This window comes from Streptomyces iranensis, assembly GCF_017874715.1.
Classification (GTDB): Bacteria; Actinomycetota; Actinomycetes; order Streptomycetales; family Streptomycetaceae; genus Streptomyces; species Streptomyces iranensis.
Genome location: NZ_JAGGLR010000013.1, coordinates 243,300 through 267,562, shown reverse-complemented (window position 1 = coordinate 267,562; position 24,263 = coordinate 243,300). Strand labels below are relative to the sequence as shown.

General features: G+C 71.6%; 18 protein-coding genes. 7 read left to right on the top strand and 11 right to left on the bottom strand.

Going from position 1 to position 24,263, the window contains the following annotated elements; translation table 11 throughout:
• Positions 1-174 precede the first annotated feature (174 nt).
• Positions 175-753 carry a TetR/AcrR family transcriptional regulator gene (locus J2Z30_RS24920; RefSeq protein ID WP_044570036.1) on the top strand — a complete coding sequence of 193 codons (579 nt, stop codon included), beginning with the start codon at positions 175-177 and terminating at the stop codon, positions 751-753.
• Positions 754-860: 107 nt separating this feature from the next.
• On the opposite strand, the gene J2Z30_RS24915 is transcribed toward J2Z30_RS24920, so the two are convergent.
• The 3 genes from J2Z30_RS24915 to J2Z30_RS24905 all read right to left on the bottom strand — a co-directional run bounded on the left by J2Z30_RS24915 (position 861) and on the right by J2Z30_RS24905 (position 4,696).
• Positions 861-1,412 (bottom strand): NAD(P)H-dependent oxidoreductase, encoded by a 552-nt coding sequence (locus J2Z30_RS24915; protein ID WP_044570038.1) that lies wholly within the window; start codon positions 1,410-1,412, stop codon positions 861-863.
• A gap of 90 nt (positions 1,413-1,502) precedes the next feature.
• Positions 1,503-3,920, bottom strand: a complete 2,418-nt coding sequence (gene lon / locus J2Z30_RS24910) for an endopeptidase La (protein ID WP_044570040.1) — start codon at positions 3,918-3,920, stop codon at positions 1,503-1,505.
• A gap of 74 nt (positions 3,921-3,994) precedes the next feature.
• Positions 3,995-4,696 (bottom strand): rhomboid-like protein, encoded by a 702-nt coding sequence (locus J2Z30_RS24905; RefSeq protein WP_245388380.1) that lies wholly within the window; start codon positions 4,694-4,696, stop codon positions 3,995-3,997.
• A 177-nt stretch (positions 4,697-4,873) separates the two neighbouring features.
• Between J2Z30_RS24905 and J2Z30_RS24900 the strand changes: the two genes are divergently transcribed.
• The 4 genes from J2Z30_RS24900 to J2Z30_RS24885 all read left to right on the top strand — a co-directional run bounded on the left by J2Z30_RS24900 (position 4,874) and on the right by J2Z30_RS24885 (position 11,853).
• The gene (locus J2Z30_RS24900) at positions 4,874-5,602 is read left to right on the top strand and encodes a spermidine synthase family protein (protein ID WP_044570042.1); all 729 of its coding nucleotides are present in this window, start codon (positions 4,874-4,876) and stop codon (positions 5,600-5,602) included.
• A gap of 104 nt (positions 5,603-5,706) precedes the next feature.
• Complete coding sequence (locus J2Z30_RS24895) at positions 5,707-6,447, top strand: response regulator transcription factor (protein WP_014054863.1); 741 nt, start codon at positions 5,707-5,709, stop codon at positions 6,445-6,447.
• Positions 6,444-7,754 (top strand): HAMP domain-containing sensor histidine kinase, encoded by a 1,311-nt coding sequence (locus J2Z30_RS24890; protein ID WP_245388379.1) that lies wholly within the window; start codon positions 6,444-6,446, stop codon positions 7,752-7,754. The genes J2Z30_RS24895 and J2Z30_RS24890 overlap by 4 nt, the downstream gene beginning before the upstream one ends.
• Before the next feature lie 238 nt (positions 7,755-7,992).
• On the top strand, positions 7,993-11,853 hold the full coding sequence (locus J2Z30_RS24885; RefSeq protein WP_044570046.1) for a multifunctional oxoglutarate decarboxylase/oxoglutarate dehydrogenase thiamine pyrophosphate-binding subunit/dihydrolipoyllysine-residue succinyltransferase subunit: 3,861 nt from the start codon (positions 7,993-7,995) through the stop codon (positions 11,851-11,853).
• A 67-nt stretch (positions 11,854-11,920) separates the two neighbouring features.
• Here the strand turns inward: J2Z30_RS24885 and fxsT are convergent, their stop codons facing one another.
• The 3 genes from fxsT to J2Z30_RS24870 all read right to left on the bottom strand — a co-directional run bounded on the left by fxsT (position 11,921) and on the right by J2Z30_RS24870 (position 17,000).
• Positions 11,921-15,190, bottom strand: a complete 3,270-nt coding sequence (gene fxsT / locus J2Z30_RS24880) for an FxSxx-COOH system tetratricopeptide repeat protein (protein ID WP_052701363.1) — start codon at positions 15,188-15,190, stop codon at positions 11,921-11,923.
• Positions 15,191-15,397: 207 nt separating this feature from the next.
• On the bottom strand, positions 15,398-15,775 hold the full coding sequence (locus J2Z30_RS24875; RefSeq protein ID WP_044570050.1) for a MerR family transcriptional regulator: 378 nt from the start codon (positions 15,773-15,775) through the stop codon (positions 15,398-15,400).
• A gap of 454 nt (positions 15,776-16,229) precedes the next feature.
• Positions 16,230-17,000: an SDR family NAD(P)-dependent oxidoreductase gene (locus J2Z30_RS24870; RefSeq protein WP_044570052.1), complete on the bottom strand. Its 771-nt coding sequence runs from the start codon at positions 16,998-17,000 to the stop codon at positions 16,230-16,232.
• Between the two features lie 125 nt (positions 17,001-17,125).
• On the opposite strand from J2Z30_RS24870, the gene J2Z30_RS24865 reads away from it, so the two are divergent.
• On the top strand, positions 17,126-17,308 hold the full coding sequence (locus J2Z30_RS24865; RefSeq protein WP_044570054.1) for a DUF6104 family protein: 183 nt from the start codon (positions 17,126-17,128) through the stop codon (positions 17,306-17,308).
• Positions 17,309-17,371: 63 nt separating this feature from the next.
• Here J2Z30_RS24865 and J2Z30_RS24860 read toward each other — a convergent pair whose 3' ends face one another.
• Positions 17,372-18,187: an AfsR/SARP family transcriptional regulator gene (locus tag J2Z30_RS24860; RefSeq protein WP_044570057.1), complete on the bottom strand. Its 816-nt coding sequence runs from the start codon at positions 18,185-18,187 to the stop codon at positions 17,372-17,374.
• A gap of 22 nt (positions 18,188-18,209) precedes the next feature.
• Positions 18,210-18,896 (bottom strand): TetR/AcrR family transcriptional regulator, encoded by a 687-nt coding sequence (locus J2Z30_RS24855; RefSeq protein WP_052701364.1) that lies wholly within the window; start codon positions 18,894-18,896, stop codon positions 18,210-18,212.
• Between the two features lie 147 nt (positions 18,897-19,043).
• On the opposite strand from J2Z30_RS24855, the gene J2Z30_RS24850 reads away from it, so the two are divergent.
• Positions 19,044-19,664, top strand: a complete 621-nt coding sequence (locus tag J2Z30_RS24850) for a malonic semialdehyde reductase (RefSeq protein WP_044570058.1) — start codon at positions 19,044-19,046, stop codon at positions 19,662-19,664.
• A 111-nt stretch (positions 19,665-19,775) separates the two neighbouring features.
• On the opposite strand, the gene J2Z30_RS24845 is transcribed toward J2Z30_RS24850, so the two are convergent.
• The 3 genes from J2Z30_RS24845 to J2Z30_RS24835 form a co-directional block, all read right to left on the bottom strand.
• Positions 19,776-20,198, bottom strand: coding sequence for a nuclear transport factor 2 family protein (locus J2Z30_RS24845; RefSeq protein WP_044570060.1), 423 nt, complete (start codon positions 20,196-20,198; stop codon positions 19,776-19,778).
• A 37-nt stretch (positions 20,199-20,235) separates the two neighbouring features.
• On the bottom strand, positions 20,236-21,159 hold the full coding sequence (locus J2Z30_RS24840) for an NAD-dependent epimerase/dehydratase family protein (protein WP_044570063.1): 924 nt from the start codon (positions 21,157-21,159) through the stop codon (positions 20,236-20,238).
• 107 nt (positions 21,160-21,266) lie between these two features.
• Positions 21,267-24,113, bottom strand: coding sequence for a non-ribosomal peptide synthetase (locus tag J2Z30_RS24835; protein WP_044570065.1), 2,847 nt, complete (start codon positions 24,111-24,113; stop codon positions 21,267-21,269).
• Positions 24,114-24,263: the final 150 nt, after the last annotated feature.

The window sequence follows — 24,263 nt, the reverse complement described above, 5'->3', positions numbered from 1 at the left end:
GCCTCGCGGCACCCCCCACACCTGGCGCGTCGACCGCATGCGGCGCGTCCCGCCCTCCGGCGTACGGACAGGTCTGTCTGTACGCTGGAGGGCGTCGGTCGTTCTACGGCCCCGGTCGCTCCACGGCCCCGGTCGCCCCCACGGCCCCGTGTGCCCGCGTCAAGGAGCTTGATCATGAGCAGCGCCCGTCCCTCCGCCCATGAGCGGATCCTGTCCACCGCGACCGCGCTGTTCAACGCCCATGGGGTGCGCGGGGTCGGAGTGGACCGGATCATCGCCGAGTCGGGCGTGGCGAAGGCGACGCTCTACTCCCACTTCCGCGCCAAGGACGATCTGGTGCTGGCCTATCTGAGCAGAGCGGACGAGCACTGGCGCCGGGCGCTGCGGGAGGCCGCCGAGGCGGTCGGCGCCGACCCCCGGGACCGGCTCATCGGCCTCTTCGACGCGCTGGACTCGGCGACCGAGCGCGACGGCTTCCGCGGCTGCGCCTTCATCAGGACCGCGGGCGAGACCGAGCCGGACACCGCCACCCACGCCGCGACCGCCGAGCACAAGCGGGCCGTGAGAGCCTGGCTGACCGAGCTGGCCCGGGAGGCCGGGGCCGCCGGCCCCGAGCGGCTCGCCGTGCAGATCTCCGTGCTCGTGGACGGGGTGATGGCAGCGGCGGCGCTGGAGCCGAGGCCGGAATTCACGGAGGCCGCCCGGGAGGCGGCGCGGGCACTGGTCACGCAGGCGTGCCCGGTGCGGGTGTAGCACCCCTTACGTACGGACGTACGCGAAGGGCCCGGACGTACGCGGAAGGGCCCGGCCGCCATATGAGCGAGCGGCCGGGCCCTTCTCGTGTGTCGCGCCCCGGGCCGTCAGGCCGCGGACAGCGCGCGCTTCCGCAGCACACCGGAGGCCAGCAGCTCGCGATAGCGGTCCTGGTACGCGGCGAGCTCGGCGTCGCCGAGCCCATGGGTGCCGTGCACGATGAGCGGCTCCTCGTAACGCATCCCGGTGATGTTGGCGGTGGCGTCGAAGGAGTTGAGCAGATCGACGACCGGGTAGGGGTGGGCCCCGCCCGGCCCGTACTGCTCCTCGGTGCTGCCCGTCGAGGTGGCGATCAGCAGCGACTTGCCGCTCAGCGAGGTGCCGCCGCTGCCGTAGGCGAAGCCGCGCAGGAACACCTCGTCCAGCCACTTCTTCAGCAGCGGCGGCGCCGAGTACCAGTAGAAGGGGAACTGCAGGACGATCCGGTCGTGCTCCAGCAGCAGCCGCTGCTCGCGCTCGACGTCGATCCGCAGATCGGGATAGGTGGCGTAGAGGTCGTGGAGCGTGACGTTCTCCACCGGCCGGGCCGCCTCGGCGAGGGCGGCGTTGACCCGGGATGCGGCGAGATCGGGGTGGGCGAGGACGAGCAGGGTGCGCACGGAGTTCCTCCGAGGACGGTACGGCATGCGAACAGACAGGTCTGTCTGGGTCGCTGCCGAAGCTACCAGACAGACCTGTCTGCCTCAATCTCACGCCGCTACCGGAACCTCTGGGGCCGCCGCCCGAGCGGGTTCGAGGGCCAGCTCCAGCACCCGGCGGACGTCGGCGACCGGGTGGACGTCGAGCTTGTCCAGGACCTCGGCGGGGACGTCGTCCAGATCGGGCTCATTGCGCTTGGGGATGATCACGGTGGTCACCCCGGCCCGGTGCGCCGCCAGCAGCTTCTGCTTGACGCCGCCGATGGGCAGCACCCGCCCGGTCAGGGACACCTCGCCGGTCATCGCCACGTCCGGGCGCACCTGGCGGCCGGAGAGCAGCGAGGCCAGCGCGGTGGTCATGGTGACGCCCGCGCTCGGGCCGTCCTTGGGCACCGCGCCCGCCGGGACGTGGAGGTGGACGCCGCGCTCCTTCAGATCGCCGACCGGCAGCTCCAGCTCCGCGCCGTGCGAGCGCAGGAAGGAGAGCGCGATCTGGGCGGACTCCTTCATGACGTCGCCGAGCTGACCGGTGAGGCTCAGCCCCGCGCCGCCCGTCTCCGGGTCGGCCAGCGACGCCTCCACGAACAGCACGTCACCGCCCGCGCCGGTGACCGCGAGCCCGGTCGCGACGCCGGGGACGGCGGTGCGGCGCTCGGCCGGGTCCTGGGCGGACTCGGGGGTGTGGTGCGGCCGGCCGATCAGCGGGCGCAGCTCCGCCACGCCGACGGTGAAGGGCAGTTCGCGCTCGTCGAGCTCGTGCTGGGCCGCCACCTTGCGCAGCAGCCGGGCGATGGACCGCTCCAGGGTCCGTACGCCCGCCTCGCGGGTGTACTCGCCCGCCAGCTTGCGCAGCGCCTCGTCGGTCACCGTGACCTCGCCCGGCTCCAGACCGGCCCGCTCCAGCTGACGGGACAGCAGGTGGTCACGGGCGATGGTGACCTTCTCGTCCTCGGTGTAGCCGTCCAGGCGCACCAGCTCCATCCGGTCCAGCAGCGCCTCCGGGATGGCCTCAAGGACGTTGGCGGTGGCGAGGAAGACCACGTCGCTCAGGTCGAGTTCGACCTCCAGGTAGTGGTCGCGGAAGGTGTGGTTCTGCGCCGGGTCCAGGACCTCGAGCAGGGCCGCGGCCGGATCGCCGCGGAAGTCGGAGCCCACCTTGTCGATCTCGTCCAGGAGGACGACGGGGTTCATGGAACCCGCCTCCTTGATGGCCCGGACGACCCGGCCGGGCAGCGCGCCCACGTAGGTGCGCCGGTGGCCGCGGATCTCCGCCTCGTCCCGGACGCCGCCGAGCGCGACCCGGACGAACTTCCGCCCCATCGCGCGGGCGACGCTCTCGCCCAGGCTGGTCTTGCCGACGCCGGGCGGGCCGACCAGCGCGAGCACCGCGCCGCCGCGGCGGCCGCCGACGACGCCGAGGCCCCGGTCGGCGCGGCGCTTGCGCACCGCCAGGTACTCGGTGATCCGCTCCTTGACGTGCTCCAGGCCCGCGTGGTCGGCGTCGAGCACGGCCTTGGCGCCCTGGATGTCGTACGCGTCCTCGGTGCGCTCGTTCCAGGGCAGCTCCAGGACGGTGTCCAGCCAGGTGCGGATCCAGCTGCCCTCGGGGCTCTGGTCGCTGGACCGCTCCAGCTTGTCGACCTCCTTGAGGGCCGCCTCGCGGACCTTCTCGGGCAGATCGGCGGCCTCCACGCGGGCGCGGTAGTCGTCGGACTCGTCCTCGGGGTCGCCGTTGAGGTCGGCGAGCTCCTTACGGACGGCTTCGAGCTGGCGCCGCAGCAGGAACTCGCGCTGCTGCTTGTCGACGCCCTCCTGGACGTCCTTGGCGATCGACTCGGCCACGTCCTGCTCGGCGATGTGGTCGCTCAGCCAGGTGACGGCCAGCTTCAGCCGGGCCACCGGGTCGGCGGTCTCCAGCAGCTCGACGCGCTGGGCCACGGACAGGAAGGGCGAGTAGCCGGAGTTGTCGGCGAGCTGCGAGACGTCGTCGATCTGCTGCACCCGGTCCACGACCTGCCAGGCGCCGCGCTTGCGCAGCCAGCTGGTGGCCAGCGCCTTGTACTCCTTGATCAGCTCGGTGACGGCACCGGGCAGGGGGTCGGGCACGATCTCCTCGACCGTGGTCCCCTCCACCCACAGGGCCGCCCCGGGTCCGGTGGTCCCGGCCCCGATGCGGACGCGGCGCACCCCTCGGATCAGCGCGCCGGGGTCTCCGTCGGAGAGCCGGCCCACCTGCTCGATGGTGCCGAGCGTGCCGATACCGGCGTAGGTGCCGTCGACGCGCGGCACCAGCAGCACCTTCGGCTTACCGCCCCCGCTCCCACTGGAGCGAGCGGCGGCCTGGGCGGCCTCCACCGCGGCGCGTACCTCGGTATCGGAAAGGTCCAGCGGCACCACCATGCCGGGGAGCACCACCTCGTCATCGAGAGGCAGTACGGGCAGGGTGAGCGGTGTCGACAGCGAAGCCATGATCTCCCCTTCGGCAGGCAAGTTGAGTCACGAGGACTCAATAAGTCAATGCCCACTCAATGCGCGGAGGGGGTTCAGGTGTTCCCGGACGCTCGTTCGCTGTGAGCGAAGCCGGGCGAGGCGTCGTCGCTTCGCCGTGACCACGGGCGCCACCTGGCGTTTCGCCGGACGTACGGCCAGGAGAGGACGCCGAGCAGCAGGGCGAAGGCATGGCCCCAGCCGGTGAGCGGATCGAAGTCGACGAGGACCCCGGCGGCGAGCGCGAGGCCGATCCCGCCGAGCAGCGCCCACCGCCGCCGGGGCGACAGCAGCCCGCCGAGCGCGGCGGCGCAGGCGATCAGCCCGTAGCTCACCCCGTAGTCGAGGCGGCGCAGCGAGCTGTCCGGGAGATGCCCGGCGGCCACGGAGACGGCCACCGGAACCTCGGTGAGCAGCGTCGCCAGCACATGCCCGAGCAGGAAGACCCCGGCGGTGCGCACCCCGCCGAGCCGCCGCTCCAGCGCGCCGAGTACCAGGGGGAAGGCGACCAGATACGGCGAGGTGAGCCCGCCCACCGCCCACAACGCGCTGACCAGCAGCGTCAGCAGCGGCCGCTCGGAGAGGTGGGACACATCGGTACTGGAGCCCGCGAGCAGATCGCGCACGGTGCCGGGGTCGCCGAGCCGGGCGTAGAGCCCGGTGCCGAGCAGGACAAGCGTGTAGCCGAGGGTGAACGGCACGGTGAGCGGCGCGCGCGGGCCCGCCCCCGCTCCCCCCGCTGCCCGGTTGTCCGCCATGGCCGGAACAACAACCGGGACCCGGTGAGTCATGTCACGGCGCCCCGTGCTGTGACATGGACGACGCCGCACCACGCCACCGCACGGCGCCGGACCACCGTTGAATCGGTTGGACCAGCGAGCCGCGGCGGCGCGAGGATGGCGGGGTCAGGAACCGCCCGGGAGGATCCCACACCCATGCAGCCGCAGCCGCCGTACGACCTCCACACCGCCGCCGACGACCGGCCGGTGACCGTCGACCGCCGGGAGGGCCCGTACGGCGAGGTGGTGCTGCGGCGGCGCGGCGGCGCGGAATCCTCGGCCGACGCCGTCTTCGAGATCATCGCCAACGGCTGCTTCCTCATGGACACCTCCGACGGCCGCTCCGAGCGGCTGCTCATCCGTGCCGCCCTCGACGCGCTGCCCGCCGACCGGCCCTCCCCCGCCCTGCTCATCGGCGGGCTCGGCGTCGGGTTTTCGCTGGTCGAGGCGGTGGCGGCGGCCCGGTGGGGGCGGATCGCGGTGGTCGAACGGGAGGCCGCGGTGATCGACTGGCACCGTGCTGGACCCCTGGCGGCCGTGACCTCCGGGGCGCTGGCCGATCCGCGCACCGAGGTCGTCCACGCCGATCTGGTCGAGTGGCTGCGAACGGGCCCGCGCACCTTTGACGCGCTGTGCCTGGACATCGACAACGGCCCCGACTGGACCGTCACCGAGGACAACGGAGGCCTCTACTCCGCCACCGGGCTCGCGGCCTGCGCGGCGCGTCTCGCACCGGGCGGGGTACTGGCCGTATGGTCGGCGCAGCCGTCGCCCGCGTTCGGGGAATCTCTCCGGAATGCCGGGTTCACACAGGTGCGTACGGAAGAGGTCGCCGTTGCCCGGGGTGTTCCCGACGTCGTGCATCTCGCGGTTCGGGGCGCGTAGCAAAGCCGCGTACGCTGGCTTTACGCTTGCTTGCCTACCAAACGCGGCTGAGCGATGACCAGGCGCGAGCCGCGGGTTTCACCGGAAGACGCAGGGGCGGGCGTATGGAGCAGACTCACAACGGTCACAACGGGACCGCCACGACCACCCCTGGCGCACAGCGCCGGGTCCTCGTCGTCGAGGACGATCCGACCATAGTGGACGCCATCGCGGCCCGGCTGCGTGCCGAGGGGTTCCAGGTCCAGACGGCGGGAGACGGTCCGGCGGCGGTCGACACGGCCGAGGCGTGGCAGCCCGATCTGCTCGTCCTCGACGTGATGCTGCCGGGCTTCGACGGTCTGGAGGTCTGCCGACGGGTGCAGGCCCGGCGCCCGGTGCCCGTGCTGATGCTGACCGCGCGCGACGACGAGACCGACATGCTGGTGGGGCTCGGGGTCGGCGCCGACGACTACATGACCAAGCCGTTCTCCATGCGCGAACTGGCCGCGCGGGTGCACGTACTGCTGCGGCGGGTGGAGCGGGCGGCGCTGGCCGCGCACACCCCGCGCAGCGGGATCCTGCGCCTGGGCGAGCTGGAGATCGACCACGCCCAGCGCCGGGTGCGGGTGCGCGGCTCGGATGTGCACCTCACCCCGACCGAGTTCGATCTGCTGGTCTGTCTGGCCAACACCCCGCGCGCGGTGCTCTCGCGCGAGCAGCTGCTGGCCGAGGTCTGGGACTGGGCGGACGCCTCGGGCACCCGCACCGTGGACAGCCATATCAAGGCGCTGCGCCGGAAGATCGGCGCGGAGCGGATCCGTACGGTGCACGGCGTGGGCTACGCCCTGGAGACCCCGGCGGCATGACGAAGGCCCGCTGGGCACGCAGGATCCCCAAGGTCCGGGCAGGCACGGCTGCCAGGGGCCGGGCGCACAGGGACCGGGCGCCCAGGGCTCCCCAGGTCTGGGCGGACAAGGCTCCCGGGGGCTGGGCGCGCAGGGTCTGGCGGCTGCCCGGGGCCCCTACGGGCCGGCGGGCGTGGTCCCGCGCCACCTGGGCCCGGATCTGGGAGGCGCTGCGCCCCTTCGACCCGTACCGCTCGGTCAAGGCGGCGCTGGGGGCGCTGGTCGTCGGCTCGGTGATCATCACCACGCTGCTCGTCTTCGCGGCGATGCACTCCGACACCGAGCTGCGCGTCATCACCATCTTCTCGATCATCGCCTCGCTGCTGATCACCCAGTTCGTGGCGAACGGGCTCACGGCCCCGCTGGACGAGATGACCGAGGTCACCCGGGCGATGGCCAACGGCGACTACACCCGGCGGGTGCAGGCCGCGCAGCGCGGGGACGAGTTCGGCGACCTGGCGTCCGCGTTCAACCGGATGGCGGCCGACCTGGAGGCGGTGGACACCCACCGCAAGGAGCTGGTGGCCAACGTCTCGCATGAGCTGCGCACCCCGATCGCGGCGCTGCGGGCGGTCCTGGAGAACGTGGTGGACGGGGTCTCGGACGCCGATCCGGAGACCATGCGGGTCGCGCTGAAGCAGACCCAGCGCCTGGGCCGCCTGGTGGACCAGCTGCTCGACCTCTCCCGCCTCGACAACGGGGTGGTGCCGCTGCACGCGCGGCGGTTCGAGGTCTGGCCGTATCTGGCCGGGATCCTCAAGGAGGCCGGGATGGCCAAGGGCGCGGAGTCCCATTCGGGCGCGCACACCCGTAAGGACGTCCACCTCAACCTGGACGTCTCGCCGCCCGAGCTGACCGCCCACGCCGACGCCGAGCGGCTGCACCAGGTGATGGCGAACCTCATCGACAACGCGGTGAAGCACAGCCCGGCACACGGCCGGGTGACCGTGCGCGCCCGGCGCGGCGACGGCCCGGAGAGCCTGGAGCTGGAGGTGCTCGACGAGGGCCCCGGCATCCCGGAGGCGGAGCGGCACCGGGTCTTCGAGCGGTTCAACCGGGGCGGGCTCTCCCCGGTGGACGGCCGGCGGCGGCCTGGTGCGGGCAGCGACGGCGGCACCGGTCTGGGGCTTGCGATCGCGCGCTGGGCGGTGGATCTGCACGGCGGGCGGATAGGGGTGGCGGAGTCGCCGCGCGGCTGCCGGATCAAGGTCAGCCTCCCCGGACCTGGCCCGGAACCCAAACCAGGCACCCCCAGAGATCAAAGCTGAAGTAAAGTCGATCCCGTCGCGCACATACGAGCGGCAGGGGTGCACGTCTGCGCTGCCCAGCGCCCGAGGAAACGCACGAAACCCCGTGTGTTTCCCGGTGCGTCATGCGCTGAAACCCGCCAATCAATGTGACTTGCACGACGATGACCAGTGCGGCCTGCACGTAAGGGTCCAAGAGGCGTAGCCTTTATTCCCGCTGTCCACCACCTTTAGGAAGCGGAAGAGGGCGGTTGCCGCCGTGTCGCCACAGTCCCCCAACACCTCGAGCGTCTCGACCGATGAACAGGACGGGCAGGGGAGTAACCCTGCCGCTGCCTTCGGCCCCAATGAGTGGCTCGTCGACGAGATCTACCAGCAGTACCTCCAGGACCCGAACTCGGTCGACCGAGCCTGGTGGGACTTCTTCGCCGACTACAAGCCGGGTCAGGACACCGGCTCAGCGGTGGCCACGCCACCACAGGGAGTAGCCGCGAGCGCCGCCCCGGCGGCCCCGGCCCAGCCCGCCGCGGCGGGCCCAGCGGAGGCCAAGCCCGCCGCCCCGGCCGCGAAGCCCGCCGAGGCCAAGCCGGCCGCCGCGGCTCCGGCCGCTCCCGCTGCCGCGAAGCCCGCGGCGGCGCAGCCCGTGGCCCCCGCCGCGAAGGCCGCCCCCGCGGCCCCGGCCAAGCCCGCGCCGGTCAAGCCGACCCCGGCCGAGCCGACGGTCTCCAAGAAGGAGCCCGCCGCGCCGTCCGCGGGGCCCGAGCTGGTCACGCTGCGCGGTCCGTCCGCCGCCGTGGCGAAGAACATGAACGCGTCGCTGGAACTGCCGACCGCCACCTCGGTCCGCGCCGTCCCGGTGAAGCTGCTGTTCGACAACCGCATCGTCATCAACAACCACCTCAAGCGCGCCCGCGGCGGCAAGGTGTCCTTCACGCACCTGATCGGCTACGCCATGGTGCAGGCGCTGAAGGCGATGCCCTCGATGAACCACTCGTTCACCGAGAAGGACGGCAAGCCGACCCTCGTCAAGCCCGAGCACATCAACCTCGGTCTCGCCATCGACCTGGTCAAGCCCAACGGCGACCGCCAGCTCGTCGTCGCGGCGATCAAGAAGGCCGAGACGCTCAACTTCTTCGAGTTCTGGCAGGCCTACGAGGACATCGTCCGCCGCGCCCGCGCGAACAAGCTGACGATGGACGACTTCACCGGGGTCACGGCCTCCCTCACCAACCCCGGCGGCATCGGCACCGTCCACTCGGTGCCGCGGCTGATGCCCGGCCAGGGCCTGATCATCGGCGTCGGCGCCATGGAGTACCCGGCCGAGTTCCAGGGCACCTCCCAGGACACCCTGAACAAGCTGGGCATCGCCAAGATCATGACGCTGACCAGCACCTATGACCACCGGGTGATCCAGGGCGCCGCCTCCGGCGAGTTCCTGCGGATCATGAGCCAGCTGCTGCTCGGCGAGAACGACTTCTTCGACGAGATCTTCAAGGCGCTGCGCATCCCGTACGAGCCGGTCCGCTGGCTCAAGGACATCGACGTCAGCCACGACGACGACGTCACCAAGGCGGCGCGGGTCTTCGACCTGATCCACTCCTACCGGGTCCGCGGCCATGTCATGGCCGACACCGACCCGCTTGAGTACCGCCAGCGCAAGCACCCCGACCTGGACATCATCGAGCACGGGCTCACCCTGTGGGACCTGGAGCGCGAGTTCGCGGTCGGCGGCTTCGCGGGCAAGTCCATGATGAAGCTGCGCGACATCCTGGGCGTGCTGCGCGACTCGTACTGCCGCACCACCGGCATCGAGTTCATGCACATCCAGGACCCCAAGCAGCGCAAGTGGATCCAGGACCGCGTCGAGCGCAACCACGACAAGCCGGAGCGCGAGGAGCAGCTGCGCATCCTGCGGCGGCTCAACGCGGCCGAGGCGTTCGAGACCTTCCTCCAGACCAAGTACGTCGGCCAGAAGCGGTTCTCCCTGGAGGGCGGCGAGTCCGTCATCCCGCTGCTGGACGCGGTGCTGGACGCGGCCGCCGAGTCGCGTCTTGACGAGGTCGTCGTCGGCATGGCCCACCGCGGCCGGCTCAACGTGCTCGCCAACATCGTCGGCAAGTCGTACGCGCAGATCTTCCGCGAGTTCGAGGGCAACCTCGACCCGAAGTCCATGCACGGCTCCGGTGACGTCAAGTACCACCTGGGCGCCGAGGGCACCTTCACCGGTCTGGACGGCGAGCAGATCAAGGTCTCGCTCGCCGCGAACCCCTCCCACCTGGAGGCCGTGGACCCGGTCCTGGAGGGCGTCGTCCGCGCCAAGCAGGACATCATCGGCAAGGCCGGCACCGACTTCACGGTGCTGCCCATCGCCCTCCACGGCGACGCGGCCTTCGCGGGCCAGGGCGTCGTGGCCGAGACGCTGAACATGTCGCAGCTGCGCGGCTACCGCACCGGCGGCACCGTGCACATCGTGATCAACAACCAGGTCGGCTTCACCGCCGCCCCGGCCGCGTCCCGCTCCTCGATGTACGCCACGGACGTCGCGCGCATGATCGAGGCGCCGATCTTCCACGTCAACGGCGACGACCCGGAGGCCGTCGTGCGCGTCGCGCGGCTCGCCTTCGAGTTCCGCCAGGCGTTCAACAAGGACGTGGTCATCGACCTGATCTGCTACCGCCGCCGCGGCCACAACGAGACCGACAACCCCGGTTTCACCCAGCCGCTGATGTACGACCTGATCGACAAGAAGCGCTCGGTGCGCAAGCTCTACACCGAGTCGCTGATCGGGCGCGGCGACATCACCCTGGAAGAGGCCGAGCAGGCGCTGCAGGACTTCCAGGGCCAGCTGGAGAAGGTCTTCACCGAGGTCCGCGACGCGGTCTCGGCCCCGGCCCCGGCCGAGGTCCCCGAGCCGCAGGCGGAGTTCCCGGTCACGGTCCAGACGGCCGTCTCCCAGGAGGTCGTCAAGCGGATCGCCGAGTCCCAGGTCAACACCCCCGACCGGATCACCGTCCACCCGCGGCTGTTCCCGCAGCTCCAGCGGCGCGCGGCGATGATCGAGGACGACTCGATCGACTGGGGCATGGGCGAGACCCTCGCCATCGGCTCGCTGCTGATGGAGGGCACCCCGGTCCGGCTCGCCGGCCAGGACTCCCGCCGCGGCACCTTCGGCCAGCGCCACGCGGTGCTGGTGGACCGCGAGACCGGCGACGACTACACCCCGCTGCTGTACCTCACCGAGGACCAGGCGCGGTACAACATCTACGACTCGCTGCTCAGCGAGTACGCGGCGATGGGCTTCGAGTACGGCTACTCGCTGGCCCGCCCGAACGCGCTGGTCATGTGGGAGGCGCAGTTCGGCGACTTCGTCAACGGCGCGCAGACCATCGTCGACGAGTTCATCTCCTCGGCCGAGCAGAAGTGGGGCCAGACCTCTGGTGTCACCCTGCTGCTGCCGCACGGCTACGAGGGCCAGGGGCCGGACCACTCCTCGGCCCGGATCGAGCGCTTCCTCCAGCTGTGCGCGCAGAACAACATGACGGTCGCCGCGCCGACGCTGCCGTCGAACTACTTCCACCTGCTGCGCTGGCAGGTCCACAACCCGCACCACAAGCCGCTGGTCGTCTTCACCCCGAAGTCGATGCTGCGTCTGAAGGCCGCGGCGTCGAAGACCGACGAGTTCCTCAACGGCTCGTTCCGCCCGGTGATCGGCGACGAGACGGCCGACCCGGCGTCGGTGCGCAAGGTGGTCTTCTGCTCCGGCAAGGTCTACTACGACCTGGCCGCGGAGCGGGACAAGCGCGGTGCGAACGACACGGCGATCATCCGCCTGGAGCGGCTGTACCCGCTGCCCGGTGCGGAGCTGCAGGCCGAGATCGCCAAGTACTCGGGCGTCGAGAAGTTCGTCTGGGCGCAGGAGGAACCGGCCAACCAGGGTGCGTGGCCGTTCGTCGCGCTCAACCTGATCGACCACCTGGAGCTGTCGGTCGGCGCGGACGTCCCCGCCGCCGAGCGCCTGGTCCGGGTCTCCCGCCCGCACTCGTCCTCGCCCGCGGTGGGGTCGAACAAGCGGCACCAGTCGGAGCAGGGGGCGCTGGTGGGCGAGGTCTTCGAGATCTGACGCACCCGTGCGTACCGGAAGGCCAGGTCCCGAAGGGGGCCTGGCCTTCCGGCCGTTCCGAGCCGCGTCAGACCGGAAGCGGCTCGAAGTGCCAGGTGGTCCGGGTGCGGTTGCGGGCCGCCACGGTCTCGGGGTGATCCGGTCCCAGGACGGCCGTCAGGCCGCCGAGGGCCACCTCCTCGATCACATTCGCCTCGTCACGTCCGCCAGGGATTACCCGCAGATCCGCGGCCAGCCCGGTCTGGGCCAGCAGGGTCAGCGGATGCCGCTCGCCGAGTGTCCGGGCGGCGTGCAGCGCGGTTTCGCGGCTCATGGCGCAACCGTCCCGGGGCTGCTGGCCGGCGGCCGTGTTGAGCGCGATCCCCAGCGTCCAGGGATGGCGCTCACCAACAGTGGCGGTCATGTCCGTGAGCACCGTCTCCAGGAACCGCGCCCGGTCCCTCGTGGGGAGCATGAGCGCCTGGTTCGCACGGGCCCCGATGGTGTACGGGTGCCGATCCCCCAGAGCGGCTTGGTAATGCTCGGTGGTCTTCTCAGCGATGTCCCATCCCTCGTCCCAGTCACCGCCACGCCAGATGGCGCGGGTGACCCCCGTCGCGATCATCAGCGTCAGCGGGGCGCCCTCGCCCAGCAGGCGCCTCGCCCGCTCCCACAGGGCGTGGATATCGAGGTCGCCCTCCCAGTCACACCTCCACAGGTGGTACTCGGCGGTCAGGGTCAGCGGATGCCCGGTGCCCAGCACCGCGCCGTGCCGCTCGACGCTGGGCCCCTGAAGCTCCAGGGCGTCCCGGTGACGTCCGGAGAGCCGCAGGTCGTACGCGTGCTCCGTCTCGCAGGCCAGCGTCACCAGCGCCGTCGGGCCGAGCTCCGCACGCGCGCTGTCCAGCGTCCGCCCGGACAGCTCCGCGGCCTCGGCGTAGGAGCCGAGCATCCGCAGCGAATGGGACAGACTGCGCTGGGCGTTCCGCGCCTCCGCACCGTCCTGTGGACGGCTGTCGGCGCACAGGGCGCGCTGCTGGCGGGCGAGTTCGTACGCCTCGTCATAGCGGGCCAGGCCCCGCAGATCCGTGCCGAGCCGGGCCATCGCGACGAGTCTGCCCGGCGCGTCGAGCCCGCCCAGGCTCTTCAGCACCGCCCGGTCCAGCGCCTCGGCGGCGGCGTAGGCCCCGGTCTCGCGCCGCAGCGCGGCCCGGCGCGCGACCAGTTCCTGATAGTCGCCCGCCGCGCGTTCCGCGATACCCCTGGCCGTCGCGTAGTCGCCGCTCAGGGTCAGATACGTGAGGAACCCGACGACCAGCCGGCGCGCCGCGGCGTCCGGTGACTCCAGCGCGCCCGACGGCTCCAGGTACGGCACCAGCCGGGCGTAGCGGGGCCATGCCGCCGGGTCGTCCGGGCAGCGCGGATCCGCCGCGACGAGGGCGCCGCGGACGACCCGGGCGTCCTTCTCCCGCTTGTCCTCCGGTGTCCGCCGCCGCACCGCGTCCCGTACGAAGCGGCTCATCCACACCGCCTCGGCCTCCAGCGCCGACCGCCCCATCACCGACCACTGGGCCAGCTTGCCGATGGCCAGCTCCAGTTGGCTGGGGTTCTCCAGGAGCGCCGCCACCGCCGGGGAGACCTGCCCCGCCGGGACGGCCCGCAGCAGGGCGAGCGGGACCGGGCCGGGGCCGAACAGGGCACACAGGCGCAGCAGTTCGGCCGCCGCCTTCGTGCTCTCCCGCACCCGGGTGATCAGATCCTTGAAGGCGGAGTGGTACGGCATCGGGTAGTCGGCGGCGGGCCGTACCGGGTTGGGCTCGCCGTCGCTCGCCATGCGCACGTACTCGGCGACCGGTGTGGACGCGCCGTCCAGCCAGCCCGCCGTCTGGTCCAGCGCCAGCGGCAGGTCCTCGACGGCCGCCGCCAGCCGGTCCGCGTCCTCGGGGCCGACACGCGGTGCCCGGCGGCGTACGAAGGCAACGCTGTCCTGCCGGTTCAGCGGCGGGACGTCCAGCAGCTCGGCGTAGTGGTCGGCCCAGGCCCGGTTGCGCGAGGTGATCAGCACATGGCCGCCCCCGGCGGGCAGTACCCCGGCGATGGCCTCCGGGTCGTCGGCGTCGTCCAGGACGATGAGCCAGCGCCCGTACGGATCACCCCGCCGCAGCGCCTCCAGGGCGGCGCGGGCCGGGTCCGGGTCCCTGCCGTCCCCGCCGCCCAGGGCGCGGGCGAGCGCGCCCAGCCGTTCCTCCAGGGCGGGCAGCCCGTCCACCCCGGCCCACCACACGACGTCGTACCGAGCGGCGAACCGATGGGCGTACTCGGCGGCGAGCTGCGTCTTGCCGATGCCGGGCAGCCCGACGAGGGCGACCACGGCGGTGTCGGCGGGGGCGGCCCGCAGCCGCTCGCGCACCTCGGCGAGCAGCTCGTCCCGCCCGGTGAACCGCGGATTGCGGCGCGGCACACCACCCCAGACGTCGGGGACGCGCCCGGATTCCATCGGTGAACGGTCGTCGGGGGCGGCGTCGCCGGTCCGTAACGCCGCCAGTTCCCGCTCCAGCCGCCGCGCCCGCTCCTCGGCCACCACCACCTGTTCCTGGGCGTGCAACAGCCGGTACGGCGCGGGCTCCTCGGACTGGGCCTTCGCCCCGGCGGCCTCCTCCTCCGCCTGAAGCTGGTGTTCCAGCGCCTCACACCGCTGCTCGGCCTCCAGCGCCTGACGGCGGGCCTGGGCCAACGCGTCCTGGAGCCGGGCGACTTCCTCCCGCAACCGGTCGCGTTCGGCCGTCACGTCCTCGCGCTCCTGGCGCAGCCGGTCCAACTCCGCGCCGCGGGTCTCGCGGTCCGCCGCCGCGACCGCGATCCGGCGCTGCTCGACCTCCATCTCGGCGATGCGCTGTTTCCGTACCAGCAACGCCTCCGACAGCGCCTCCGCCCGCACCTCGGCCTGCTGGCGCTGCCGGTCCGCGTCGGCGAGCTGGTCGCGGAGGCGCTGGAGCTCCCAGCCCACCTTGTTGGTGGCCTGCAACGCCCGGCGTTGCAGGGTGTGCACATGGGCCACGACCTCGGTGGAGGGCGGCCGTCCGGCGGCCTTGGCGGCATGGGTGAAGAGCTGGTCCACGAACTCGGCCGGTGGCACCACGGTCCCGTTGAGATAGCGCGAGACGGTCCCCGCGTCGTAGTGCAGCCGTACGGCGAGGACCCGCACCGACACCCCGACCGTGCCGAACAGCTCCCGCAGGTTCTCGGCCAGCGCCCGGCACTCCGGTCTCACCTGCTCCGGGATCGGCTTCAGATCCCCGATCCGCCGCGCCGCGTCCCGCTCCGGCACCAGCTCCCCACTGACGGGTTCGTCCTCCATGGATCGCCCCTCCCCCGTTGCGGCCCACTGCAACGCGTGCGGGCTGCCGCAACACCCCAGACCACGCACATCGTGAAACGTACCCCCGGCGCCTTCGCCGGTTTCACGAAAGCAGGTCAAAAATGCCGAACCGCCGCCGCCCCGCCCTTCTCACCCTCCTCGCCGCCGCGCTCGGCGGCGCCGTCCGCGCGCTGGTGTCCTGGCTGCTCAGCCAGACGGACTGACCGCGGTCCGGTCGCCGGAGGCGATGGCCAGCCGCTCGGCGAGCTCGTCGCGCACCCGGGCGAGGGAGGCGATCCGGTCGTCCAGCACACTCAGGCGGCGACGCCCGACGTCCAGCATGGCCTCGGAGGGGCGGCTGTTCGGCAGGTCGCCGTCCAGGCAGGCGCCGAAGTGCTCGATGTCCTCGAGCGTGAGCCCGGCGTCGAGCAGATAGCGGATGTTGGCCACCCGCCTGACCGCCTGCTCGTCGTACATCCGGTAGCCGTTGAGCGCGCGTGCGGAGCTCAGCAGCCCGCGCTCCTCGTAGAAGCGCAAGGCCCTGGTCGTGGCACCGGTGGCCTTCGCCAACTCCCCTATCCGCATGCGGCGAGACTACCGGCGCCCAGGGACCCGACGGGCCGTTGCCGCCTGCGGCGGGCTGTTCCCCTCCCCGCCCCTTCCCGCTACCAAGGGCTTCGCCCCTGGCCCCCCGGGGGGAGGGCGACGAGCCCACCGCCGCCGCGATCAGCCCACCGCCGCCGCGATCAGCTCACCGCCAGGGCGCCGACCGCGCCACCTGCGGCGCGGTGGTCGAGCCGCAGGCCGGTGACCGGGCGGACGCCCACGCACGTCCGGGTCGTCCGATCGGGGCCTGGGGCGGAGCCCCAGTTGTGGGAAGGGGCGGGGAGGGGCAAAGCCCGCCGCAGGCGACACGGCCCGCCGGATACCCCGCGCACATCCGGGTCGCCCGACCGGGGCCTGGGGCGGAGCCCCAGTTGTGGGAAGGGGCGGGGAGGGGCAAAGCCCGCCGCAGGCGGCACGGTCCGCCGGGCACCCCCTAGCCGACCAGCGCGCCGCCGTCCACCGGCAGTACAACCCCCGTGGTGTAGGCCGCCTCGCGCCGCGCGAGCTGCGTGATCCAGAAGGCGACCTCCTCCGCCCGGCCGAGCCGCCCCAGCGGCACATGCTCGATCAGGGTCGTCCGTAGGGCGTCGACCTGCTCGGCGTCGAGCCCCTGGTGATGCCCGATCCCGGTGGCGATGGGGCCGGGGGCCACACCGGCCACGCGCACCCCGCGCGGGGCGAGTTGGACGGCCCAGCTGCGGGTCAGCGTGTCCAGGGCGGCCTTCAGCGCGGCGTACAGCTCCGAGCCGGCGATCGGCCAGCCGCGCTGACCGATCGCCGTACTGACGTTGATCACGACGCCCCCGCTCTCGCTCAGCTGCGGGACGGCTGCCTGGGCGAGGTACATCGGGGCGAGCAGATTGACGGCCAGCATCTCCTCGACGGCTTCCCGCCGGATGTCCCCGAGCGGCGTCTGCCGGACCACGGCGGCGTTGTTGACCAGCACATCGAGGCGGCCGAACGCCTCCATCGCGGTGTTCACGATCAACTCGGCGGCGCCGGGGGCCGCGATGTCGGCCGTCAGCGGCCGGATGCCCGGGGCGTCGGCGGCCGTCTCGGCCAGCCGGGCCGCCGTACGGCCGACCACCAGGACCTGGGCTCCCTGCTCGGCGAAGGTCCGCGCGGTGACCCGCCCGATCCCCGTGCCCCCGCCGGTGACGATCACCGCTCTGCCGGAAAAGTGTGCTGCTGTCATGTCGGTCATGTCGATGCACCGTAAACATTGACGTCTGCGTCAACGTCAACCCCGGCGGCCCTCGGTCGCTCGCCGGGGTGCGGGGCCGCATATCCTGGGCGGGTAGATCCACACCACCCCTTCCGGAGCGACCCTTGTACTTCACCGATCGCGGTATCGAGGAGCTGGAGCAGCGGCGCGGCGATGAGGCGGTCACCTTCGAGTGGCTCGCCGAGCAGCTGCGGACGTTCGTCGACCTGAACCCGGACTTCGAGGTCCCGGTGGAGCGGCTGGCGACCTGGCTGGCCCGGCTCGACGACGAGGACGACGACGTCTGAGGGCAGCTTCCGAGGCGGCGTAGGACACCGTCTGCCGGGCGCCGCGCCCCTGTCGGCCGCCCCTCACGCCACCACCGGCCCCCGCCCCGGCGTCCCCGCCTCGTGGTCCAGCCGGGGGTCGGACACCAGCACCGCCTGCTGGAGCCGCTGCAGCTTCGCCGAGGGCTCGAGCCCCAGCTCCTCCGTCATCGCCATCCGCAGCCGCTGGTAGACCGTCAGGGCGCGGGTGCGCTGGCCGGAGCGGTGGAGGGCGAGCATGTACTGACCGTGCAGCCCCTCGTGGAAGCGGTGCTCCACGACGAGCGAGGCGAGATCGCTCAGCACCTCCAGATGGCTGCCGAGCCGTAGCCGGGTCTCGATGCCGCGCTCGGTGACCGTGAGCCGGGACTGCTCCAGCCGGGCGACCTCCGCCTGCAGCGGTCGCCCGTGCGGGGTGACGTCGACCAGGGCCGGGCCCTGCCAGAGGGCCAGCGCCCGCCGGAAGGAGGTGTCCGCCGTCCGTTCGTCGCCGACCTCCAGCGCGCCTTCGCCCTCGGCGACGAGGTCGCGGTACTCATGGACGTCGAGCTCGCCCGGACTCACCACCATGGCGTACCCCCCGGGCCGGGTCTGCAGCACATCCCGGGTGACGGCGGCCGACGACATCCCCAGCCCCTCGGCGAGCAGCTTACGCAGATGGAGGATGTACGTCTGGAGCGTGGTCAGCCCGGTGCGCGGCGGCTGATCGCCCCACAGCTCGGCCATCAGCGACTGCACCGGCACCATCCGGCCCGCGTTGAGCAGCAGCAGGGACAGCACCTTGCGCGGCTTCATCGCGCTGGGCACTCCGGACCGGGCGCCGAGGCCGAGTGTCAGCGGTCCGAGCACGCTCACCCGCATGGGTGGCACCTCTCTTCGGGCTTCATGGGCGGTACGCACGGACGAGCAGGTCGGCGGCGCTCTCGCAGACGGCCGTGGCCTCGTCCTCGGGGAGCGGGCGGGTGCCGTACATCGACTGGTAGAGCCCCTGTTGAATGATCAGGGCCACGAACTGGCGGGCGGCGGTGGCCGGGTCGGGCACGCTCAGCTCACCGCTGCCGGTGCGCCGGCCGAGCATCTCGGCGAGGTACTTCACCAGTTGCTGGGGCTCTCCCTCCGCGCACGCGGGGCGCAGCGACGGGTGGCGGGCGACCTCGGCGATGACCAGGCGGCGCAGTGCGGAGGCCCTCGCGTCGAGCAGTACGGCGAGCACCCGGTGGCCGAAGGCGAGCAGCGCGGTGCGGGCGTCGCCGGAGTCGTACGTCTCGGGGGCCGCGGCGTCGCCGTCCGGCCCGAGGGCGTACGGGGAACCGGCGGCGAAACCGGCCGCCACTCGCTCCCGCTCCTCCTCGACGGCGGCGATGAACAGCCGCTCCTTGTCGCCGAAGTGGTTGTAGACGGTCTGTTTGGACACGCGGGCCTCGTCCGCGATGACGTCCACACTCGCCCGGTCGTACCCCTCGCGCAGGAAGACGGCCACCGCCGCCTCCAATATCGCCTGCCGCTTGGCGGGCTGGGGGCCCACGGGCCGTCCCGTCGCGCCGCGCCGGGGACCGCTGTCCGTGCGCAACGGCCCAACCTCCTCGCTTCGAACCGGTCTTGCCCTCGATGGACTTGTGAGTCTAGCCTTCGTTTACCGCAGTGGACTAGCCCGTCCAGTCCAATTAATTCATCGGCGGATCACGTCGTTTCACCATCGCTTCACAAGGAGAGCTCGATGAGCGCACCGGAGAACAGTGAGGCCCTGGGCCCTCTCACCCTGGCGCCGGAGGCGCAGCGGCAGCTCTTCCTGGAGGCCCGTACGGCCAACACCTTCACCGATGAGCCGGTGACGGACGAGCAGCTCCGCGCGATCCACGAACTGGTCAAGTACGCCCCCACCTCGCTGAACCAGCAGCCGCTGCGAGTGGTGCTGGTGCGCTCGGAGGAGGCGCGCGCCCGGCTGGTGACGCATATGACGGGGCGGAACCAGGAGAAGACGGCCAAGGCCCCGCTGGTGGCGGTGCTCGCCGCTGACCTGGACTTCCATGAGGAGTTGCCGCGGCTGGTGCCGTTCATGGAGAACCCGCAGGCGATCTTCGCCGACCCGGAGGCCCGGGAGGGGTCGGCGCGGTTCAACACCGCGCTCCAGGTGGGCTACTTCATCCTGGGCGTGCGCGCCGCGGGGCTCGCCGCCGGGCCCATGATCGGCTTCGACCACGCGGCCGTCTCCAAGGAGTTCTTCGAGGACGGGCGGCACGCGGCGGTGTGTGTGGTCAACATCGGCAAGCCGGGTCCGGACGCCTGGATGGGGCGGCTGCCGCGCCTGGAGTACGAAGAGGTCTTCCGTACGGTCTGAGACCTGAGACCTGAGACCTGAGACCTGAGACCTGACGGCCGTCCGCCCCCGCGCCTTCCCGGCGGGGGGGCGGACGGCCGTCCGCGCTCGTCGCTCTCGCTCAGCTCTCGATCAGCTCTCGATCAGTTCATGGAACGCCACCGTGTCGAAGATGTCCTCCATCCTCGTCGCCCTGCCGTCCCGCATCGTCCACGAGTGGACGAAGTCCAGCGTCACGGTCCTACCGCTCCGCGAGGTCACCTCACGGGTGCCGAACACCACGACCCGGTCGCCCTGTTCGATGAACTCCTCGGGAGCGAGCTTCATCCCGCCCAGCACGGTCGGCACATGGGCGAGGAACTCCTTGATGCCCGCATGGCCCAGCTTGGTGCCGCCGAGCCCGTACTTGGCCATCCCCTCCGGATGCACCCACTCCACATCGGGGTGCATGCCCGAGAGGATCCCCTCGATGTCGCGGTCGCGGAAGCCCGCGTAGGAGGCGCGGATGGCCTCGATGTTCGGTGATGGTGATGGTGATGGTGATGGTGATGCCATGGTGGTCGCCACTCCTCAGACGGCGGTGTGCCGCGGCTTAAGACGGAAGGTACTCGGGGTGGAGCGCCTGGAGCGTGCGCCGTACGCCCTCGCGCCACGGCACCCGGCAGGGGCCGGTGATCTCCCGCCGCTTCGCGGGGTCGAAGTGGTACGTCTCCCGGGTGACCTCGCTCGGGACGAGCCGGGCGGTGACGCCGGTGAGCTCCTCCAGATGGCGCACGCAGTCGGTCATCCCGACCGCCTCGTCCCCGCCCCAGTTGACCAGCGTGGCCGGGGCCGACGCCGCCTGCCACAGATGGGGAACGTGGGCGATGAGATCGTCGGTGTGGAGGAGGGAGCACCAGTTCTGGCCCTCCATGGGCACCGGTATCGGCTCGCCCGCGAGCATCCGCTTGAAGTAGAGCATCGGCACCCCGCCGTAGCCGCCGGGGCCGTAGGCGATATTGAGCCGGGCGATGGTCGTCGGCAGGTTCAGCACCTGGGCGAACGCCCGTACCGCGCCCTCCGCGGCGATCTTGCCCACGGGGTAGGCGGGCAGCCAGTCGGCCACTCCGTCCACGGGGTCGTCCTCGGCGTAGGCGTGGTCGAGGGTCTGCCGCTTGTAGAGCGCCCCGGTGGAGACGAAGAGGAACGCCTCCGCCGTCCGGCAGTGGGACATCAGCCGGCCGGTGGCCACCGAGTTGACCTCGATGGCCGCGTTGACGTCGCCGTCCTCACCGCGGCGCACCGCCGAGTGGAAGACATGGGTGAAGTCGTCCGGCAGCCCCTCGTACGCCGCCTCGCGCGGGTCGTTCATGTCCCAGCGGAACGTGGTGATCCCCTGGTCGTTCAGCTCCTTCTCGACACCCGGGGTGCCGAACCGGCCCAGGCACCACACCTCGTTGCGCTCGGCCAGCGCCTCGGCCACCGGCCGGGCGACCTGCCCGGTGCCGCCGGTGACCAGGATCTTCTTGCCTTCCACCCTGCTCTTCTCCTTGTGCCTGGCCCTGTCGGGTCCTGTGCCTGGCCCTGGCGGGGCCTTGTGTCCGGCCCTTACGGGCCTACCCTTACGGGCCTACCCTTACGGGCCTATGACCGGCCCGCGGTCCGGGCCCGGTCGGCGTCGTCCAGCGCACGGTCGAGCTCTCTGCGCAGAACCGCCTGGAAGGCCGCGACATGCCGCGGGCCCATCAGTGTGTAGTGCTCACCGGGTACGTCCAGATACCGGTTGGGCTCGGTCGTGTAGTCGTCCCACCGGCGCAGCTCGTTCGCCAGCCAGTCCTCCTTGGTGCCGCGCAGCGGGATCGCGTAGAAGACCGACATGGACCGGGTGGTGCCGCTGGGGTGGTAGTCGCGGCCCAGGGTGGTGAGGCCATGAGCCAGCTCCGCCCAGGCGGTGAACTTGTCCAGGTCCAGGTCGAGTTCGTCCAGCCGGGTCCGCGGGGCGATCCGCAGCAGATGCGCCAGCTGCTCCTCCTGGGACAGCGGGCGCAGCTCGGCGGGGAGGTCGAGCGACTGCTTCTTGTTGATCAGGTCGAGGAAGAAGGCGAGGTTGGTCGCGGTCTCGATGAAGTCGAGCTCGTCCATGCGGTACTTGATGTGCGGCGGAAGGTTGAAGCTGCCGACGAAGTCCACCCGCTCGCCCTGGGCCTCGAGCGCCTTGGCGATCTCGAAGGCCACGGCGCCGCCGTAGGAGTATCCGGCGATGGCGTAGGGGCCGTGCGGCTGGCGGGCGCGGATGGCCTCCACATAGCACTCCACCATCTCCGCGAAGCTGGTGAAGGGCTTCTCACCCTCGTTGAAGCCCCGGGCGCGCAGCGCGTGGAACGGCCGGTCGCCGACGAAGTACTTGGCGAGGTTGACGAAGACCAGGACCTCACCGACACCGGGGTGAACGCAGAACAGCGGGGTCTTCTCGCCGCCGGTCTGGAGCGGTACGACCGGGTCGTACACCGCGGCGCCGGGCGCGCCGCCGCCGTCGAGCCGGGCGGCGAGCTGCCGCACCGACGGCGCCGTGAGCACCGCGATGACCGCCAGATCCGCGATCCCCAGGCGCCGGTGGACCTGGCGCCGCAGCCGCAGGATGTCCAGCGAGGTGCCGCCCAGATCGAAGAAGCTCGCGGTGGCGCTGATCCGCTCCGCGGTGGTGTCGAACATCTCGGCGTAGATCTCGGCGAGGATGCGCTCGGTCTCCCCCTCGGGCGGGGTGTGGCCGCCGAGCCGGCGGGTGGTCAGCTCCGCGAACCGCTCGATGACGTCGTCGTACCCGCCGGACTCCAGGCGCCGGCGCATCCGGCGGCGCAGCGTCTTGCCGAGGCTGGTCTTGGGGAAGGCGTCCTTGGGCAGCGGCAGGATGAGGAAGGGCCGGAAGCCCCAGTGGATCACGACGGTGGAGCGCACCGCGGTGATCATGCGGTGCAGCCCGGCCTCGTCGTCGTCCGCCGGCTCGGGGCTGACGGCGATGACCAGCTGCTCGGTGTCGCTGCCGGGGCGGCGGGTCGGGAACGCCGCGACATAGCCGCCGGCGACATCGTCGAGCTGCTCCAGGGCGGCCTCTATCTCATGGCTGAAGTAGTTGACGCCATTGACGATGACGCTGTCCTTGCTGCGCCCGACGAGGGTCAGCCGGCCCTCGTCGATCCGGCCCAGGTCGCCGCTGCGGAACCAGCCGTCGGGGGTGAAGGCTTCCTCGGTGGCCTCGCCGTTGTTGTAGTAGCCAGGGGTGATCATCGGGCCGCTGAGCTGCAGCTCGCCGATCTCGCCCGCGGGCAGCGCCCGGTGGTCGTCGTCGGCGACCCGGATCCGCAGCCCCTCGACGGGGGTGCCGAGGTTGGCGAACTCCTGGCCCGCGTCGGTGGCCGGGAACGCGCGGTTGTAGATGCTGCCCGCGCAGGTCTCCGTCATGCCGAAGGCGGGCCAGAGCGCGACCTCGCGCAGGCCGTACGGGGCGTAATGCGCCAGGAATGCCTCGCCGGTCGCGACGACATTCGCCTCACCGCCGCTTACGATATGGCGCAGCGCGCTGAGATCGAGCCCTTCGCCGCCCGCCGATATCTCCTCCGCCATCTCATGGACGGACGAATTGAGCGGACCGAGGAGGAAGTTCGGCGTAAAGGTCATCGTGACCTTGTGGCGGGATATGATCCGGAGGAAGCGCAGCGGCTCCTCGAGAATGACCGCGGCTTCCGCATGCAATTGCTCGGCGCCCACGTACAGCGGCAGCATATGCGCTTCCAGAAGCGCGGCCACATGGTCGTAGGAAATCCAGTTGAAGGTGGTGTCGGCGGCCGTGAGCCGCTGCTTTCCCGCCTTTCCGGCCATCGACGCCAGGATATTTCCATGGGTCAGCATGACGGCTTTGGAATTCCCGGTGGAGCCGGAGGTCAGTACCAGCAGGGCGAGGTCGTCCGGGGCCGCGGAGTGCACGGCGGGCGGCTGCCCGCGCCCGGCGCCGGAGGCGTCCTGGGCCTTCCGCAGCTCCTCCACGACGGCCACCGCGAGCCCGGACACCTCGGGCAGCTCGGCCCGCGTCGCCTCGGTGGTCACCAGCAGCGGACCGTCCAACAGCTCGTTGACATGGGCGAGTTGGGCCGCCCAGCGGGCCGGGTCACCGGAGATCGGCACCATCGGGCAGGGCACGAAGCCGCCCAGCAGACAGGCCCAGAGGACCGTCAGGAATTCCGGCTGACGGTCCAGCAGCAGGGCCACCTTGTCCTGCGACCGCAATCCCCGGTCGCGGAGTGCGGAGAGGAGCCCGAGCGCAGATTCCAGAAGTTCCGGATAAGACTGCCGCACGGATTCACTCGCAGCGGGTCCGACCAGATAGCGCACCCCCGAATGGGCATGGTCGCGCGCCGCCCGCAACAACAGTCGGGCAACCGAGTTCGGCTCCGCGTCTTCCTGTGGTACCGAGGTATTCAAGGGTTGTGACGTCATTCCCCCACGGCCCCTCTTCCTTCCCGATTCTGAGGCCACGAAGGTAACAGTCCCGAACATATGTCTCCATGACGCTCTACCGGGGCTCCACCGAAGCTCTAGCGGAAATTCTCAGGCCGGAGGAGTTTCTTCAAAAAGTGCGATTCAGCC

Coding starts and splice junctions, on each gene's coding strand:
- J2Z30_RS24920 (WP_044570036.1), top strand. CDS start 175: ATGAGCAGCGCCCGTCCCTCCGCCCATGAGCGGATCCTGTCCACCGCG.
- lon (WP_044570040.1), bottom strand. CDS start 3,920: ATGGCTTCGCTGTCGACACCGCTCACCCTGCCCGTACTGCCTCTCGAT.
- J2Z30_RS24905 (WP_245388380.1), bottom strand. CDS start 4,696: ATGGCGGACAACCGGGCAGCGGGGGGAGCGGGGGCGGGCCCGCGCGCG.
- J2Z30_RS24900 (WP_044570042.1), top strand. CDS start 4,874: ATGCAGCCGCAGCCGCCGTACGACCTCCACACCGCCGCCGACGACCGG.
- J2Z30_RS24895 (WP_014054863.1), top strand. CDS start 5,707: ATGGAGCAGACTCACAACGGTCACAACGGGACCGCCACGACCACCCCT.
- J2Z30_RS24890 (WP_245388379.1), top strand. CDS start 6,444: ATGACGAAGGCCCGCTGGGCACGCAGGATCCCCAAGGTCCGGGCAGGC.
- fxsT (WP_052701363.1), bottom strand. CDS start 15,190: ATGGAGGACGAACCCGTCAGTGGGGAGCTGGTGCCGGAGCGGGACGCG.
- J2Z30_RS24875 (WP_044570050.1), bottom strand. CDS start 15,775: ATGCGGATAGGGGAGTTGGCGAAGGCCACCGGTGCCACGACCAGGGCC.
- J2Z30_RS24870 (WP_044570052.1), bottom strand. CDS start 17,000: ATGACCGACATGACAGCAGCACACTTTTCCGGCAGAGCGGTGATCGTC.
- J2Z30_RS24860 (WP_044570057.1), bottom strand. CDS start 18,187: ATGCGGGTGAGCGTGCTCGGACCGCTGACACTCGGCCTCGGCGCCCGG.
- J2Z30_RS24850 (WP_044570058.1), top strand. CDS start 19,044: ATGAGCGCACCGGAGAACAGTGAGGCCCTGGGCCCTCTCACCCTGGCG.
- J2Z30_RS24845 (WP_044570060.1), bottom strand. CDS start 20,198: ATGGCATCACCATCACCATCACCATCACCATCACCGAACATCGAGGCC.
- J2Z30_RS24835 (WP_044570065.1), bottom strand. CDS start 24,113: ATGACGTCACAACCCTTGAATACCTCGGTACCACAGGAAGACGCGGAG.